At 40.3% G+C, this 16875-nt stretch carries 13 protein-coding genes and 1 pseudogene; 11 read left to right on the top strand and 3 right to left on the bottom strand.

The genetic code is table 11. The annotated features are described in order from the left end of the window. Positions 1-31 precede the first annotated feature (31 nt). Positions 32-181: a hypothetical protein gene (locus tag ECHVI_RS23575; protein WP_157501166.1), complete on the top strand. Its 150-nt coding sequence runs from the start codon at positions 32-34 to the stop codon at positions 179-181. A gap of 227 nt (positions 182-408) precedes the next feature. Here ECHVI_RS23575 and ECHVI_RS23810 read toward each other — a convergent pair whose 3' ends face one another. After that, positions 409-579 carry a hypothetical protein gene (locus tag ECHVI_RS23810; RefSeq protein ID WP_169316416.1) on the bottom strand — a complete coding sequence of 57 codons (171 nt, stop codon included), beginning with the start codon at positions 577-579 and terminating at the stop codon, positions 409-411. Then, positions 563-2143, bottom strand: a complete 1581-nt coding sequence (locus ECHVI_RS02055) for an anti-phage dCTP deaminase (RefSeq protein ID WP_015264272.1) — start codon at positions 2141-2143, stop codon at positions 563-565. The genes ECHVI_RS23810 and ECHVI_RS02055 overlap by 17 nt, the downstream gene beginning before the upstream one ends. A 234-nt stretch (positions 2144-2377) precedes the next feature. Between ECHVI_RS02055 and ECHVI_RS02050 the strand changes: the two genes are divergently transcribed. From ECHVI_RS02050 to tnpA, 6 genes and pseudogenes are all read left to right on the top strand, one after another. Next, entirely contained in the window at positions 2378-2632 is a 255-nt protein-coding gene (locus ECHVI_RS02050) for an ISAon1 family transposase N-terminal region protein (protein ID WP_015264271.1), read from the top strand. A 75-nt stretch (positions 2633-2707) separates the two neighbouring features. Further along, entirely contained in the window at positions 2708-3694 is a 987-nt protein-coding gene (locus ECHVI_RS02045) for an ISAon1 family transposase (RefSeq protein WP_157501594.1), read from the top strand. A 337-nt stretch (positions 3695-4031) separates the two neighbouring features. Further along, positions 4032-5345, top strand: coding sequence for a site-specific integrase (locus ECHVI_RS02040; RefSeq protein WP_015264269.1), 1314 nt, complete (start codon positions 4032-4034; stop codon positions 5343-5345). 14 nt (positions 5346-5359) lie between these two features. After that, positions 5360-6244: a hypothetical protein gene (locus ECHVI_RS02035; protein ID WP_015264268.1), complete on the top strand. Its 885-nt coding sequence runs from the start codon at positions 5360-5362 to the stop codon at positions 6242-6244. A gap of 94 nt (positions 6245-6338) precedes the next feature. Then, positions 6339-7322, top strand: coding sequence for a virulence RhuM family protein/type II toxin-antitoxin system death-on-curing family toxin (locus ECHVI_RS02030; protein ID WP_015264267.1), 984 nt, complete (start codon positions 6339-6341; stop codon positions 7320-7322). A gap of 180 nt (positions 7323-7502) precedes the next feature. After that, positions 7503-7964: pseudogene (gene tnpA / locus ECHVI_RS02025) on the top strand (IS200/IS605 family transposase). Between the two features lie 430 nt (positions 7965-8394). On the opposite strand, the gene ECHVI_RS02020 reads toward tnpA, so the two are convergent. Continuing rightward, positions 8395-9627, bottom strand: a complete 1233-nt coding sequence (locus ECHVI_RS02020; RefSeq protein WP_015264266.1) for an IS4 family transposase — start codon at positions 9625-9627, stop codon at positions 8395-8397. 186 nt (positions 9628-9813) lie between these two features. Here ECHVI_RS02020 and ECHVI_RS02015 point away from each other — a divergent pair, with 186 nt between their 5' ends. From ECHVI_RS02015 to ECHVI_RS02000, 4 genes are all read left to right on the top strand, one after another. Beyond that, complete coding sequence (locus ECHVI_RS02015) at positions 9814-10587, top strand: GntR family transcriptional regulator (RefSeq protein WP_015264265.1); 774 nt, start codon at positions 9814-9816, stop codon at positions 10585-10587. 224 nt (positions 10588-10811) lie between these two features. Further along, complete coding sequence (locus ECHVI_RS02010) at positions 10812-12059, top strand: MFS transporter (RefSeq protein ID WP_015264264.1); 1248 nt, start codon at positions 10812-10814, stop codon at positions 12057-12059. 55 nt (positions 12060-12114) lie between these two features. After that, the gene (locus ECHVI_RS02005; protein ID WP_217189911.1) at positions 12115-15261 is read left to right on the top strand and encodes a SusC/RagA family TonB-linked outer membrane protein; all 3147 of its coding nucleotides are present in this window, start codon (positions 12115-12117) and stop codon (positions 15259-15261) included. A gap of 18 nt (positions 15262-15279) precedes the next feature. Further along, positions 15280-16866: a RagB/SusD family nutrient uptake outer membrane protein gene (locus ECHVI_RS02000; protein WP_015264262.1), complete on the top strand. Its 1587-nt coding sequence runs from the start codon at positions 15280-15282 to the stop codon at positions 16864-16866. The last annotated feature ends 9 nt before the right edge of the window (positions 16867-16875 follow it).

Here is a 16875-nt window from a genome sequence, read left to right as displayed (position 1 = left end):
AGATTATATCGGGGAATATAGAGATTAACCTTTGGGCAAGTTTATTCGAAGCATTAAAGCCTTGGATACCCAGGCTGCCCAAAAGGCCTTTAGCGAATTCATCCAGTCAGGCAATCATAAGGTCGACCAGATCATCTTTATCAATAATATCACCAAGTTCGTCACCATACCAACGGAATAATCGATAAAAAGATGCTCTTTTGAGCCACCCTTTATCGACCTAAACGAACAGGGGGTATTATGTGTATTTGATGGTGCTGATGCTTATAAAATCATTGATGAGGAGGATTATATCCACAAGAAAATGATATTTGAAATCGATAAAAAATATTAATGCTTTTAGGAGCTCATATATGTGTGGAAAATAGTAAGGCCAACTTGTGAAAGTCAGCCTTTTATCTATTTAATCTAAAAAGATTTTTTTGAAAGTATTGCTTCTAAATAGTCTTTTCCTAATTCCTTTTCCCTGTAAGAGTGTAAAGAAACTACCTTTGTGCATTTTTCTTTCTTTTCTTTAATGTCAAATTCAATTAACATTTGAGAATTTGTACAATTAGTTATGTTATTCTTCTTTTTCATTATTTTCAAAGAATTTCAAATCATTGAGTACATGAGTCGTTTGATGCTCTAAAACATCTAAGGCCTGCAAAGTTAATCTATTTTTTGGTTTTAATGTGTTTAATTTTGGCTTGATTAAATCTCCATTAGAATTTTTTCTCTCAAGCTTTTTAGTGAAAAATTCTAAAAATCTTCTTGGAGCTACTCCATCATATATTAGAATTCTAACTTTTTTATCATCCTTTTCATCCTCAGTTATTGCATCTTCATGGAGTTTGGTACATAAACTTTTTATATATGGTTCAATATAATAAACTTCTTTTATTCCGGCAACAATAATATGTCTTGCACAATTGTGACATGGATAAGTAGTACAGAAAAGCTTGCCATTAACCATCCTATTACTACTTATTTGAGATCCTGAAATAATTGCATGCATTTCCGCATGAACAGATCTTGAAAATTCTAATAAATCTTTAATTTTAGATTTACGGATTACATTTTCAAGATTGTTTTGTTGTTTAGCTGAAAGATCTAATCCCGATCTGTTAAGCTCATCTGCAATGGCTTTTGCTAATTGATCTTTTTCTTTATCATTACTGCAAACTCCTGAAAGGAAACATCTATGGTCGATAGAACTCCCCTCGTTATACAATCCTCCTCCATATTTTGGAACATCATTCCATCCTTTAGCAATTATTTCACCTTTTTCATCGGTGATACTTGCTCCTACTTGACGAGATAAGCATGAGGAATTCCCTGCAACTGATTTAGCTATATACATAGCTTGTTCGTGTGGCAATGGAGTTACTACTTTGCTGTTAAAAATCAAGTGCAAATATCTTTCTATTTTTTCTTTAATTTCTTCTTTATTAGCGGAAGATACTCTAAAGAAAAAGTCTGACTCAATAAAAGTTTCTCTTACATTTTGACCATTTTGTCTATTTTCGAACTCATCTTTGTCGATAAGTTCTATAGCTTCGTTGTGGGAAAGCTCATTTCCCTTTAGTTTCTCAATTCTTTCTTCCCTGGAGGAAAAGATGCTAAAAGAGTAAAAAATACTTCTGTAAATTTTTCTAAACAAATATAGTTCTTCTAAATTTTTAAGAGAATCAATTACATAACAGACTCTATTGCCTTTAAGTTTTTCCGAATAATTTCCATTCTTTACTTCACTGGGGGATATGTTACATCTTTCATACCTGTCACGGTTTATTTCTTGTATTGCTAGATCCGCAAGTATGGATCTAGTGTATTCTTCTCTTAGTCTATTTCCCTCATTTATTTTGTGTAATAAATCTGAATATTTTTGAGTTTTACCAGTAAGGCTTTTACTTGGTCCAAATTGGTGTTTTATTATTAAATCGCTTAATTTAATTGTTTTTACTTCATACCCATATACATATGATAATGTGTTTTTTAATTCTTCAATAACTTCAATTTTAAGAGAACCAATTGGGGAACAAACTCCAAGAACGATTTCTTCGGTTTCAGTATTCTCCACCTTTTCTCTAGAGGTAATACCTTTTTGTTTATCTTTATTTTCTTCTAAATCATCTTGAATCTTCAGAGCAGGTTGTCCCATAATATTAATTTAGATTGTTACAATCTTTAAAAATAGCTGAATTATTGAAATAATTTTGCGATAAACTAAGAAAAAAAGACCTGTTAGAACAGAATGGGATGTTTTAAAAATAAAAACATCCATTGATGCTTAAGTTGTTTTTTGATAAATCAATGTTAAGTAGACTATTATAGATCAAGCGGAAAAGTTGGGGGGTATTTGAATACCGATTACTTTTGAGGAAAAAGAAAGACAGTGAACAAGGACTTTTTAGGTTTGTTTTTGCCAGCAGGCATACTGGAATATTTTGAGATCAGTTCGATAGATAATAGGCAGGATGCCTATTACATCGGTCTGGATGAAAATAATATCTTTCCGGAAGAGTATTCATCCCATAATCTGGAGTCAAAAGGGTTTTATGAAGCTTCAACGGTACAGGATTTTCCCATCCGTGGAAAGGCCTGCTACCTGAAGGTCAGGCGCCGCAGGTGGAAGGCAGTGGCCAGATAGTTTCCCGTAACTGGGGACTAGTGGCAAAGGGAACGCGAATGACCAGGGAATTCGCGTCTTTTTTAAAAGCACTGCATAGATTCCAGGCCGGTAAGCTGTAAAGGCCTCGGGGAATATTATCGCCTGAACGGCAAACTCCTGGAAGAACTATATGTGAGCCATTTGAGCGATTATACCAGCTGGGACCAACTTGACCATGCCGAAGACCATATCGTATTCCCCGACAACATCGGAACAAATATCAGTATAGATGAGACCTCCCTTTCGCAGGGAGAACTCTACACGGTGGTCACCAACAAAGCCGGTAAGGGCCGGAAAGGAACTTTGATAGCCATGATCAAAGGTACTGACAGTGAAACGGTCAAGAAGGTGCTTCGCCGCAAAATCCCGTTCCAAAAACGCAGAATGGTAAAAGAGGTGACCCTGGACATGGCTGCCAGTATGGGGCAGATTGTCCGCGGGACCTTTACGGCAGCTACCCTGGTGACCGACCGCTTCCATGTACAGCAACTCGCCTACGATGCGGTACAGGAAATGCGGATCGCCTACCGTTGGGAGGCCCTGGGCCGTGAAAATACCGAAATGGAATTGGCCAAGAAAGTGGGACGGCCCTTTGTTCCCGATCGTTTGGAAAACGGGGACACCCACAAACAGCTCCTGGCCAGGAGCCGTTACCTGTTGTTCAAAAACAAGGGCAAATGGACTCCTTCCCAAATCTGGAGGGCTGAACTGCTTTTCCGCTACTATCCTTCATTAAAGCAGGCTTATGAACTGGCACAAAGCTCGGGGCATATCTACCATACCGTCAAGGACAAGGGAGCGGGCTTTACAAGACTTGCCAAATGGTACAATGAAATTGAAAAGGCAGGATTTAATAGTTTCAATACCGTCTCCAGGACTGTCCAGCAACATTACCAGACCATCCTCAACTATTTTGAAAGCAGAAGCACCAATGCTTCAGCAGAATCCTTTAATGCAAAGATCAAGGCATTTAGAAGCCAGTTCAGAGGCGTTAGAAACGTAGCCTTCTTCCTGTACAGACTATCTAAAATCTATGCTTGAATTCCAAGCCCCCCAGAAATATTGCTTGATCCACTATTATTAATTTATCGCTACTAAAATCGCTACTAAATTAAAAACAAAAACCCTAACTCACTACTTTTAAGCGAGTTAGGGTTTGTTTGTGCAGAGGAGGAGGAAAATGAACCTACTATTTAGTGTTTTGCACTAATTGATGTAAGTTGCATTAAATCAGTTGTTTGTGTATGTTTGGTGTGAATATTTGACAAGCTGTGATAGTCTAAATTTGGCTTTCGGGACCCTGAAAAGGACCCTGAAAAGGACCCTGAAAAAGACCCTGACTTTTCGACTAACTCCTTGATATGAAAAACTATACCAAATGGAAGCATCATTAAGATTTACGCTTAGGAAGGACTTGATCAACAAAAGAGGTGAAATGCCGATTTCCCTTATAATTGCATTGAATGGCCAGAAAAGAAAGATATCTACTGGTATATCAATAATTCCTGAATTGTGGTCTGAGGCGGCTAGAAATATTATGCCCCTGACTTTAAAGCAAAGGAATCAATTAGAAAAGACCCACGGAGATTTAGTCCCTCCGAAAGCAGTACTTATCAAGTACGAGTCTGAACTAAACGAGCTTAAATTCAAGATTCAAAAAATTGAGGAAGAATTTAGATTCTCTGGGGTTCCCTATAGTGCATCAAAAATAGTAGATAGTTACAAGGAGTCCAATGAAGAGAAGGTGGAGAAACCTGAGCCGGAGGGTTTGGTTTATGATTTTATTGATCAATATATCCAGGATAATGAATTGATCAGGGCTAAAGGCAGTTTGGTGGTGTATAAATCCCTGCGAAAGCACCTAAAAAATTTCCAGAAGAAATCCAGAAAGAAAATCCGGTTCGAGAACATGGATTATATTTTCATGCAAGCCTTTCAAAATTACTTGGTAGGATGGAAAGAAGTGAATAATAAAACGGGAAGGGTGACCACTCTTAACAATGTTTCCATTGGTAAACAACTAAGTACCCTAAAGACCTTTTTAAGTTATGCCAGGAGAAGGGGTATCAAAGTACATGATGGCTACAAAGAGTTTACCATTAAGAAAGAAAGGCTTGAAGTAATTGCCCTTAACCAAAGGGAGTTTGATGCACTGTATAATTTGGACTTGGGAAAGCATAAACGACTACAGCAGGTGAAGGATATTTTCATTTTTAGCTGTGCCACGGGTTACCGATATTCTGATTTGAGGCAGTTGAGAAGAGAGCATATCAAGGGAGATGAGATACGCCTGACCATTACCAAAACCAAAGAACCTTCAGTAGTGCCTCTGAATAGGTATTCTAGGGAAATCTTAGCTAAATATGAGGAACGCGTAGAACCGTTACCCATCATATCCAACCAAAAGTTCAATAACTATGTAAAGGAGCTATGTAAGCTTGCTGGCATTGACGAGCCTGTAGAAATCATCAGGTACAGGGGAGCAAAAAGAGATGCGAAAGTGTTCCCCAAGTATGAATTGATAAGTGCCCATACCGGGCGAAAAACTTTTGTGACATTGTCTTTGGCCAAAGGGATTCCGGCCGAAGTTGTGATGAAAATTACCGGGCATTCTGATTATAAGAGTTTTAAACGTTATATTGAAGTGGATGAACAGCGCAAAAGAGATGAAATGACGAAAGCTTGGAGCTAACTAATGTTTTTGATATGCATAATTTTAATAAAGGGATTGGGCTTAAAGGATACATTTTTGGAGAGTTATTTTTACATTATGATGGCCGACCCGGGGTGGAAAGAATTTGGATTTACAGATTTGGGTTTGATATCTTCCAAAAAGAGGATGTTCTACGATCCTGGTACCCAAAGTTGTGTGGATTTAGGCTGGTTTTTTTACCACTTCTTATTTTTTCCTTGCTTATAGGGGCTTTTGGATTGGTGTTTTATGCGTTGGCTCAATTGGATATACCAGCATGGTCCTATCTTTTTGTGTTCCTTGGTGTATTCATATGTCCGGTAGCATTTTTAATGGTTTTAATGTTTGGAAAGTCTGCAAAGAATTTGGTAGAGACGGTCTCGTTTTTCAAGTATCTAAGAGCTGGAAATAACCTAAGTAGATTCTTGTTACTGGATTTAGACGATATGGAAGGATTTGAGGAATTATATGGTGAATTTTTGAGCCCCGTTTATAGGGGCGATTTCAAGAGGGATAAAGCAAATGAGAATACGCTTAGACAGAAATTAGTATACCTTCATTTGTTGACCTATGAATTCAATAATCTTCATGGTTTGGTTCAATATGTAGCAGACCACAGTGAGAATAAATGGGGTACCGAAAAAATATATCGAGTGTTGCAGGAGATACTGGGTGCCAATAAGGACAATATCAGAAAGGCCCAAGGAAGGATCCATCAGCACCTTGATGAATTTGGTGAGGGTGTTTATAACAAGGATGGAGAGAAAACTAGAGAATGCCTGGAAATTGCTAAAGCCTTCTTCTCATGCACGGATAAAAATTATGCTAATGGTGTTAATATGCCTCTGATAATTGAAAGAATTGACAATATGCTGGAAAAATATGGAAATGAGTTATGAGTGAATATCTTATGCTGGGGAAGAATAGTTTAGAACTGTGTATTGGCCGAAAATCACGTTCTAAATTTTTCTTAAACATTACCTAAACAATTAAATGGAAAAGCAAATAGAAATTTATCAAGGAATCGACGGGGAAACTCAGATTGAAGTTAATTTTCAGGATGACACGGTGTGGTTAAACCAAAAACAAATGGGAGAGTTATTTGCCAAAGATACAGATACCATTGGTTTACATTTAAAAAATATTTTTAGTGAGAAGGAACTTGATGAAAACTCAACTACCGAGGATTTCTCGGTAGTTCGTCAAGAGGGAAAACGCAATGTAAGAAGAACCATAAAATTTTATAATCTTGATGCAATAATCTCTGTAGGATATAGGGTCAACTCCAAAAGAGGCGTCCAGTTTCGGCAATGGGCTACCACCAGATTGAAGGACTATCTAATTAAAGGGTATGCCATTAATGAAAAAAGACTAGCACAAAAGCAACAAGAGGTTCAGACCTTGAAAAATGGGATTCGGATATTAAGCAGGGCAATTGAAGAAAAAATAGATGATACCAACTTCCAATGGCTAGGCCAGTTTGCGAAAGGATTGGAGTTATTGGATGATTATGACCACGAGAATCTTGATCAAAAGGGGGTAAGCAATATTCAAGCTATTTATCCAACAATGTCCGAGTACCAAGAGGTTATTGAAATGATGAAAGCAGATTTTGATTCATCCGTTTTTGGAAAGGAAAAGGATGCTTCTTTCCAAAGTGCCGTTGCCCAGATTGCAAAAGGATTTGGAGATGAAGACTTCTATCCGACGCTAGAGGAAAAGGCTTCCACATTGTTATACTTGATTGTTAAAAATCATGGGTTTGTTGATGGGAATAAGAGAATTGCAGCAGCGTGTTTTTTACTGTTCTTGGAGAAAAATGGACTTCTACAAAACGAACAAGGACAATTAATCATCAGTAATGAAGCGATGGCCAGTTTGACTTTATTTATTGCGTCCAGTAAGCCGGAAGAGGTTGATGTAGTGAAAAGGCTTGTGGTGAGTGTATTAAATAGAAATGGGGAGAGGGATCGCTAATCTAAAGGTATTATTATCATAATTGTAGTAATAATCCAACCCCTAAAAAGTTGTATGGAGGGGGCTTAAGCATTTCATTACTTATATTAAATAAAATGGCTGAGACGGCATAAAACTTACATTTAATCTCTTAGGGTCAAATTCCCCGAGGCTTGCCTCGTTTTACTATCTTGTGACTCGATGTTTCAAGATAGTAAGTATATCCATAAGAGTCATAATGTTTCAGTTTTGCTGTATCAAGTGGTTTGCGCAGCAAAATATAGACATATAGTGTTCAACAATGAGGTTGATAAAATTCTGTCATCGACCTGTGAACAGATAGAACTAAGATATGAGATTAAATTTCTAGAAATCGGTACAGATGCTGACCATGTACACTTTCTGATCCAATCGGTTCCAACGTATAGTATAACCAAGATAGTGAGAACGATAAAGAGTTTAGTGGCTCGAGAGGTGTTTAAAGAATGCCCTGAGGTGAAAAAGCAGCTCTGGGGTGGGGATTTTTGGGGAAAGCATATTTTGTCAATACGATAGGCCAACATGGAACTGAGTAAAAGATCGATAATTACGTAAAGAATCAAGGGCTGCAAAAAAGAACACAAAAAACTGAAGACCAATTATCAACTAAAAATATTCGACTGACCAACAATGCCTCGTGGGCTTTCCCCGAGGATTATTTACTTGATGTTGTATCAGACTAGACTTTTGATTAGTTCTCGTGATTCAATCATGACGGCGATAATCGCTGTTATATTTATTGGTAGCAAACTGAGTATTTCAAGCTATATTATGGCGGTGCTCTGAGGTAAAGTATGTCTCGTTTTGAAATAATGACAGGATTTCAAATAACACCTAAATTCTTTTATGATTTGTGGATTTGATCTATCTAATGCATTTAGATGCTTCGGAAATAAGCATGGTCTAAGGGATAGAACTCTGAAAGTTTGAGGCTATTATCCTAATTTGAATTATATACAACATCCTATTTTGATTCATTGTTGTCCGGTAAACCCGGATATTAGTTAAATTCAATTTTCAACCTCTTGATTACAAAGTGGTTATTTATTTTTCGTCAGGGGCAAGCCCCCCTCATCTCAGGGAACAGTGTGTTTTGATTTTTCAAAATATCTTCTTGTATGATGGCTCTCCAGCTTCCTTCCGGATCCTCCAGGAACCTATACAAGCTGATATAATTCATTAATTGCTGTCTGACCAGGGATACCAAGTTGGAGAAAGCCCATTTCCTTTTGACCTGGCTTTTGATCAAGGTCAAAAGGAGATTGGCCAACATGGCCGACCATATCTGTATTTCTATGGCATTTTCATTGTCGCCCAAGAAGTACTTTAAAGGGAAGTTCTGCTTAAGCTGTTTGAATAATAGCTCTATCTGCCAGCGTCTTTTATAGATGAGTGCTATCTTCTCTGCTGCCATCTCAAAATTATTGGTAATGAACTCAAACAGGCGTTCACTTTTGCTGTCCCAATAGGCTATTCTCCTGGAACGGTGCTCCTGTTGCTTGTTCTTGCCATATCGTAAGATGATTTCTTCATCCTTGAGTACTCCGGAATCTGCCTGATCAGGAATATTAAACTCCTTTCGGGCCTGATAGACAGCATTGTCTTTTAACCTGGTCACATACCATATCCCGCTTTCGGTCAGGACCTCATATTTTCCATAATCCACATATCCCTTATCAAAAGTGATGATAGAGCCCCCGGGCAGGTTGAAAACCTCATTCAGGAAGGTATGGTCATGTCGGACAGCCGCACTGTAACGGACAAGATAAGGAACATGGTCACTCGCCCTGATGATGGTGTGGGCCTTAATACCTCCTTTCTTTTTGCCCGTTTTCGGGTTCCTGCCTACTCCCTTGAGAATATCCTTGAACAGACTAATGGTGGTAGAATCCATAATATAGAGCCTCTTCATATCAGCATCCTTCAACCGGCTGTCCGTTAAACTGTCACCATGCCTTTGGTACACACTCATGTATATATCGGCGAACACATCGCTCACACGTCGTTTGTTGGCTTCTGATAACGTACTCCGCCTTACCACATAGTTCAGACCCAAATGGGCCAATCTATGGGCATTGGCCAACAAACCGACAAGTGTCTCACGAATGGAATGATAGCCCTCAAATGCTACAAACAGCATTACTATCAAGTGGTTATAAGTCGTGAACTTCTTCACATAACGCTCCGCATTATGCCTGCGGGCTATCTCCCTTACCTCCCCCTTGTCAATGAACTTTATTAACTGATTGAATATCGGCTGTCCGCTAAAATTACTACTTTTGCCCATGGCTTAACTTTTTTGTGTCGTAACTCAAAAGTAGCCACAATGGGCTGGTTCAGCAATGGACTGGCCCTCTTTCATTTATTTTTTACCGGACACCAATGATTTTGATTATATTCTTTACTTTCGTAGTCAGGCAATCCGAAAAAAAATGTTAAGTTAGTGCGGTAGCATTTTGAAAATATCGATAACATGAAACCAAAATTCATATCTATAAGTGAAGATATCATTGAGAAAATAAAATCTGGAGAATTACAACCAGGAGATAGGGTGCCCTCTGAGAATGAACTGATAAAACAATATGAAGTAAGCAACACTACTGCCCGCAAAAGTCTTCTGGAAATTGAATCTAGAGGTTGGGCCCAGCGAATAAAAGGAAAGGGGACTTTTGTTTTGAACAGGACCGAAGATCATCATATCCTTCGCACCCTAGGTTCTATTGATTCTACTCGGCGGGGCTTCAATGAAAGTTTGAAGGCAGAAGGATTTAATCCGAAAAACATCGTATTAGAAAAAACAATATTACAGCACGGTGTATCCTCTGAAATAAGTGGAAAGCATTATATCATGGAAGGCCCTATCCTCAAAATACATCAAGTGCGCTACGCCGACGATATTATACTTAAAGATGAAATTAAATACATCTCTCTCAAGCTTTGTCCTAAGATCAATATGATGTCTACCGAGATTTCATATTTCAAGATTTACGAAGACAAATACAATCTTAAGATCTCAGATATTAAACAAAACCTTAGCACAATGATCCTTATGCCGCAAGCCGAGGAAAATAATTTTGAAGTATCGGATCCTTTGCCGGCATTTGTGCTTGACAGTGTAGTTTTGTGTTGTTCTGATACAGTTGTTGAAATCGAAAAATCCTACTATCGTGGAGACAAGTATAAATTTGCCATTGTCGCCAATCCCGAATATTATGGAAATTCAGTTAATACTGAAAGAAAAATATAAAGGTAAAGAATAAATAATTTATTTTTTAATAGATTTTCTTAGTGCGTTAAGTTTGGTTTTTTTCTATACTCGATTTGAGTATTGGACCATATCAGGATAATAAATATCCCATGTTTACAACTTTATAGTTGGCTGTTTCTCTTTCACGAAAAAATATGTTAAAATATTTGCTTTTATTAAACTATACTTCTATTATTGAGCAATATACTTAGTGCGTTAAGATTATGAAGGGAAAAATTAGATGGTTTATTCTGGCCTTGGTATTTGTGGCTACAGGTCTTAGTTTCCTCGACAGACAAGTATTGTCAATGACCATTATTAAGATACAGGAAGAACTGAACATTACTGATGTACAATACGGAGTGATCAACACGGGTTTCCTTATTAGTTACGCTTTGATGTTTACCATCGCGGGCCGATTGATTGATAAAATTGGGGCAAAGCTTGGTCTTACACTTTCTGTAGCAATATGGTCAATAGCTAGTGTGCTGCATGGGGTAATGAGTGGCTTTTATCACTTACTCATGTTCAGGTTTTTGCTTGGAGTGGGAGAAGGAGGGTGTTTTCCAGGAGCGGCAAAAACTGTTTATGAATGGTTCGGAAAAAGAGAGCGCGCACTGGCGAATGGGATTGCCATTGGTGGTTCTGCAATCGGCGCAGTAGTGGCTCCGCCACTTACCATTATTATTTCCGGTAACTATGGTTGGCGATGGGCTTTTATTATTCCAGGAGTGTTCGGCGTTCTGTGGGTGTTGGTATGGGGGACAATTTCATGGAGAAAAAAGCGAGCCGACAAACAGCAGCGAGAGGTAAATGTTCCACTCAAACGGGCAGAAGGAATATCATTTCTTGAGATCATCAAAAACAGATCGGCACGAGTCTTTGTTTTAATGCGTCTATTATTGGATCCAGTATTCTATTTTCTCATGTTCTGGGTGCCCAAGTATTTGAGTGAGGAACGTGGACTGTCCTTTGATAGGATCGGGGAGCTTTTCTGGATACCATTCATGGCTCTGGGCATTTCTAATATCATAGGGGGGTGGATATCCGATACATTGATTGCGAAGAACCTTTCGGTAAATGCTGCCCGTAAATGGGTGATGGGAATTGCTGCCCTGCTCACGCTGATTGCACCTTTTATTACCCGAGTGTCGTCGGTGGAACTGGCTGTTGGGTTCATGGCAATTATGATGCTTGCCCATGGTTTCTGGATCACCAACTATGTCACAGCTATCTCTGATATATTTGGAAAATATGCGACCTCAACGGTAGTGGGACTGTCTGGAACTGCCGGAGCAATAGCTGGAATGCTGGTAAATCCAATAATCGGAATGGTCGTGCAAAAGTATTCCTATGCCCCTCTGTGGTGGGTTGCAGGGATCATGTACCCGCTTGCTTTTATCATTATGGTCATGTTTATTCCTAACTTGAATCCGATAACAGTCCGGCATTCTATTAAAGTAAAAGCATAAGAAGTTTTGTAATATTTAACTTAGTGCGTTAACATTGAATTTTATTATTGAAGCTATGAAACATTTCTACAAACTATTCTTTCTGATGCTGTTCTTCATATGGGCATCAGACGGATTTGCCCAGGAAATTATCCTGAAGGGTACAGTCGCCGACGGTGAAAGCGAAGAAGGCCTTCCTGGCGTAAGTATTTTGTTAAAAGGAACCACTATCGGTACTGTAACGGATGCCATGGGGAACTACAATATAAAAGTACCTGATAGTACCGGGACACTTATATTTTCATTTATAGGGTACCGTACACAGGAAATACCCATCGACGGCCGGGCAGTCATGGATATAGTCATGGAGCTGGATGTTGCCTCTCTTAGTGAGGTAGTAGTGGTAGGCTACGGGACAACAACCAAAAAAGACCTGACAGGCTCCATTGAAACCGTTGAGATTGAAGACGTACAAAAAGCACCTGTCAAGTCTTTTGATGAGGCACTGGCCGGAAGGGTAGCAGGGGTGATGGTTTCAGGTAATGACGGTCAGCCTGGCTCAAATAATAATATAATCATCCGGGGTGTCGGTTCCATCACCGGTTCTACCGCACCACTATATGTAGTTGACGGTTTTCCTATGGAAGATTCCTATGCTAATACGTTGAATATAAATGATATAGAGTCAATGACGGTGCTCAAGGATGCCTCTGCAACAGCAATTTACGGTGCACGTGGAGCCAACGGTGTTATCATTATTACCACCAAGAGAGGAAAGCAGGGAGCTCCGGAGATTTCATACAATATGTACTACGGGATTTCACAAAACCCAAAGCCCATCAAGCTGATGGATGCTTACCAATTCGTAAAGTACCAAAGCGAGTTGAATCCTGAAGTTGCCGACAAAATTTATTTCACGAATGGAAAATCGCTAGAAGACTATCGCAACGTCGAAAGTATCGATCTGCAGGATCAGATTTACCAAAATGCTCCCATCCTTAATCATGACATTTCCATTCGGGGTGGAAACGGCAAAACGAACTATTCTCTTTCCGGAAATATACTCAACCAAGATGGTATAGCTGTCAATTCAGGCTTCAGACGTTACTCAGGAAGGATTACCTTAGATCAGGAGGTCAACAAAAAAATTAACGTTGGAGCAGATATAGTCTACAGCAGCGAGAAGACACACGGAGCTATCATGACCCAGTCTTCTTCCAATTCCCTAACTTACGGAAATTTGAGCCTGATGGCTGCGGTATGGGGATTCCGTCCGGTGGCCGGAGAAAATGAAAATGTAATGGATGAACTATTTGATCCTACCATTCCTTCTACGGATTTCAGGGTAAACCCGATATTATCGGCAAAGAACGAACATCGCATAACGGCAGTTAATAGCTTTAGAGCCAACGGGTTCCTTGAATATGCGATTGTTCCTGAACTTACCCTAAAATTGGCCGGTGGAATTAATAATATTATGGTTAGAAGGGAGGGGTTTTTCAACTCGTTAACAACTGCCGGAAACGATAGAAGAGATCAGAAGCAAAACGGATTCATTTATTTCCGACCGGTAAGCAACTGGAACAATACCAACACCCTTACTTTCAAGAAAACCTACAACAATATTCATAGCCTCAATGCAGTGGTCGGAACGGTGGTACAAAAGCAGGGGGATGGGAATTACGGATTTTCGGCCATTCAAGTCTTAAATGAAGGTACGGCAATAGATGGCCTAGATGAAGCTGCTGAGAATTTTGGGACTTCGGGCAGTTCGAGCTGGGGGCTAGCATCTTTTCTTGGTCGGTTGAATTATAGCTATAAATCGAAATACATGCTTACTTCATCGGTGAGGTATGATGGATCATCAAAGTTTGCACCTGGAAACCGTTGGGGATTTTTCCCTTCTGCAGCTCTGGCATGGCGTATGTCGGAGGAGAATTTGCTTAAGGGGATCAGCTTTATCTCAGATGCCAAATTGAGGTTGAGCCATGGTGCTACTGGGAACAACCGGGTATCAGATTTTGCCTATTTGTCCACGCTTTCCATTCCAAGATCGGGTGGATACTCATTTAACAATGGAAAACCGACTAGGGGAGCTTTGCTTGAAAATTATGGCAATCCAAATCTTAAATGGGAAACTACCGTGCAAACGGACATAGGGTATGACCTAGAAGTATTGGAAGGCAGGGTGGAGATTACCTTGGATGTTTACCGTAAAATGACCAAAAATGTCCTGCTGAATGCCGATCTGCCTTATTCTACGGGTTTAACGAATATTTATAATTCGGCTTCAGCGTATAAGAATATAGGTAAGATCAGGAACGAGGGGCTGGAGTTTACACTGAATACAATCAACATTCATAAAGATGATTTCGAGTGGAGAACTAATTTCAACATCAGCTTCAACCAAAATGAAGTGATGGAGCTGAACGAAGGGCAGACGTCGCTGCTCGAAAACGTAAGGTTCGATCAGTATTTCAGTAACACACATCCTTACATTGCGCAGGTAGGGCAGCCCATCGGGCAAATGTATGGCCTCATATGGGACGGCGTGTACCAGTATGAAGATTTTGACCAGGTGTTGGGGGAATACGTGCTGAAGGATAATATTCCTTCCAACGGTCAACCCCGCACAAATATTCAGCCGGGCGACATCAAATACCGCGACATCAACGGAGATCTTGTAGTAAATGAAATGGATTTCGCGGTGATAGGAAGAGGAAATCCTATACACACGGGCGGTTTCAACAACAATTTCAATTACAAAGGTTTTGATTTGAATATTTTCTTCCAGTGGTCGTATGGCAATGACATTATCAACGCCAACCGGTTATTTTTTGAAGGAAACGCAAGAAACCTGATCTCGCTGAATCAGTATGCGACCTATGAAGACCGTTGGACTCCGGAAAACCCGACTAATGAGCATTTCAGAACGGCAGGAAAAAAAGATACCTGGTATACTAGCAGGGTTGTAGAAGATGGTTCGTTCCTGAGACTGAAAACAGTTTCTTTGGGATATAACTTCAACGACAGGGTGCTGAACAAGATCAGGTTAAAAAGCCTGAGACTTTATGCATCAGCGCAAAACTTGTATACTTGGACCAACTACTCAGGTTCAAATCCGGATGTTTCCACCAGACATTCAGCGCTAACGCCCGGATTTGACTTCGCCTCTTATCCACTGGCAAGAACACTTACCGTCGGACTATCCACTACATTCTAATTTTTAAATAGAAAAGTCATGAGCTATAAATCATATATTTTCATTTTCCTCCTAGGGATACTTGGCACGTCGTGCGAAGATTTCCTCAGCACGGAGCCTACCAATTTTATTGCGCCCGAATACTCCACTATAGCGGAGCTCGAAACCGGTCTGGCGGGTGTGTACGATGTACTGGGGAGCCAAGCTACCTATGGCGATGTAATTCCCTACTGGCTAAATGTGAGCACTGATATTGGGTACACTAACACCGGTCAGCTCAATACCACGGCGTACATTTATACCGCTACAGATGCGCAGATCACCAATCTTTGGAAAACCCTTTACCAGGGCATTTACAGGGCAAACCTGGTGCTGGCCAAGGTAGACAATCCTGAGCTGGATGAGGAAGCCAGAAATAGGATCAAAGGCCAAGCTCTGTTCCTTAGGGGTTATTATTATTTTTTGCTGGTAAAAAACTATGGCAGCGTACCTATGCTGCTTACAGACAAGCCAGACATCAGTAATGTAAACATTCCAAGATCACCGGTGGAGGATGTTTACACACAAATACTGCAGGATATGAAGGAGGCAGAGAGTCTGGTGGAGGAGGCGGAGCACTTGAGCGGAGGAGGGAGAATTTCCCGCTCGACTGTCCAAGGTATCCTTGCTCGCGTGTGTTTAACGATGGCCGGCCATCCGCTGAAAGACGAATCTAGGTATGCCGAAGCACTTGAGTGGGCCCAGAAAGTGCAGAAATCGAAAATGCATGAGCTGAACCCAGACTATTCGAATGTTTTCATCAGGTACGCCAGAGATGAGTATGACATCAAGGAAAGCATTTGGGAGGTTGAGTTCTATGGACTGTTGTCTTCGGGTTCCCAGGAGTATACCTACTATATCGGAGCACGGGGAGGTATAAGAAGCGGCGACGAGCAAATCGGATACAGTGGTGGTGCCGTGCTGGCTACCAAATGGCTGTTTGATTTGTATGAAATCGATGAAGGAAGTACCGAAACGCCGAAAGAATCTCCTGATTTGCGTAGAGACTGGAACATAGCTCCTTTTACTTATGTAGGCGTGCCCGGTGTACAGACCTACAATCCGGATTTGTGGAGAAGAACCATGGGTAAATGGAGGAGAGAATATGAGACGCTCACACCAAAAGACAGAGTGGTTTCCGCACAGAATTTCCCGATACTCCGGTATTCAGATGTGCTGTTGATGATCGCTGAGGCTGAAAATGAAGTAAACGGTCCTACAGATGTAGCTTATGAGGCCATCAACCAGGTGAGAAGAAGAGCTTACGGCCTGCTGCTTCCGGCTCCTCCCAATCCTGATGTGAATGCGGATCTGCCTCCAGGCCTGAGCAAGGAAGAGTTTTTTCAGGCGATTGTAGACGAGCGCGCAAGGGAGTTTTGTTTCGAAGCTTCCAGAAGGTCCGATTATATCCGTTGGGGTACTTTTGTCGATCGGATGAAGGAATACAAGGACTGGGCTCTGGCCAACGGCGCCGTTCAGGGGCACGTACTGGCCCAAACCAATATTTCCGAACGGAATTATCTACTGCCCATTCCTACAGCAGAAATGGCTTTAAACAAAGCACTTACTCAAAATCCAGGTTATTAAAAGATTATA

The sequence above is a fragment of the Echinicola vietnamensis DSM 17526 genome (assembly GCF_000325705.1).
GTDB lineage: Bacteria > Bacteroidota > Bacteroidia > Cytophagales > Cyclobacteriaceae > Echinicola > Echinicola vietnamensis.
The sequence above is the reverse complement of the archived record's forward strand: the minus strand, read 5'-3'. Positions and strand labels throughout refer to the sequence as shown.

Excerpts from the sequence above, each read along its gene's own strand:
- ECHVI_RS23810 (WP_169316416.1), bottom strand. The coding sequence starts at position 579 with ATGAAAAAGAAGAATAACATAACTAATTGTACAAATTCTCAAATGTTA.
- ECHVI_RS02055 (WP_015264272.1), bottom strand. The coding sequence starts at position 2,143 with ATGGGACAACCTGCTCTGAAGATTCAAGATGATTTAGAAGAAAATAAA.
- ECHVI_RS02040 (WP_015264269.1), top strand. The coding sequence starts at position 4,032 with ATGGAAGCATCATTAAGATTTACGCTTAGGAAGGACTTGATCAACAAA.
- ECHVI_RS02035 (WP_015264268.1), top strand. The coding sequence starts at position 5,360 with ATGCATAATTTTAATAAAGGGATTGGGCTTAAAGGATACATTTTTGGA.
- ECHVI_RS02030 (WP_015264267.1), top strand. The coding sequence starts at position 6,339 with ATGGAAAAGCAAATAGAAATTTATCAAGGAATCGACGGGGAAACTCAG.
- ECHVI_RS02020 (WP_015264266.1), bottom strand. The coding sequence starts at position 9,627 with ATGGGCAAAAGTAGTAATTTTAGCGGACAGCCGATATTCAATCAGTTA.
- ECHVI_RS02015 (WP_015264265.1), top strand. The coding sequence starts at position 9,814 with ATGAAACCAAAATTCATATCTATAAGTGAAGATATCATTGAGAAAATA.
- ECHVI_RS02010 (WP_015264264.1), top strand. The coding sequence starts at position 10,812 with ATGAAGGGAAAAATTAGATGGTTTATTCTGGCCTTGGTATTTGTGGCT.
- ECHVI_RS02005 (WP_217189911.1), top strand. The coding sequence starts at position 12,115 with ATGAAACATTTCTACAAACTATTCTTTCTGATGCTGTTCTTCATATGG.
- ECHVI_RS02000 (WP_015264262.1), top strand. The coding sequence starts at position 15,280 with ATGAGCTATAAATCATATATTTTCATTTTCCTCCTAGGGATACTTGGC.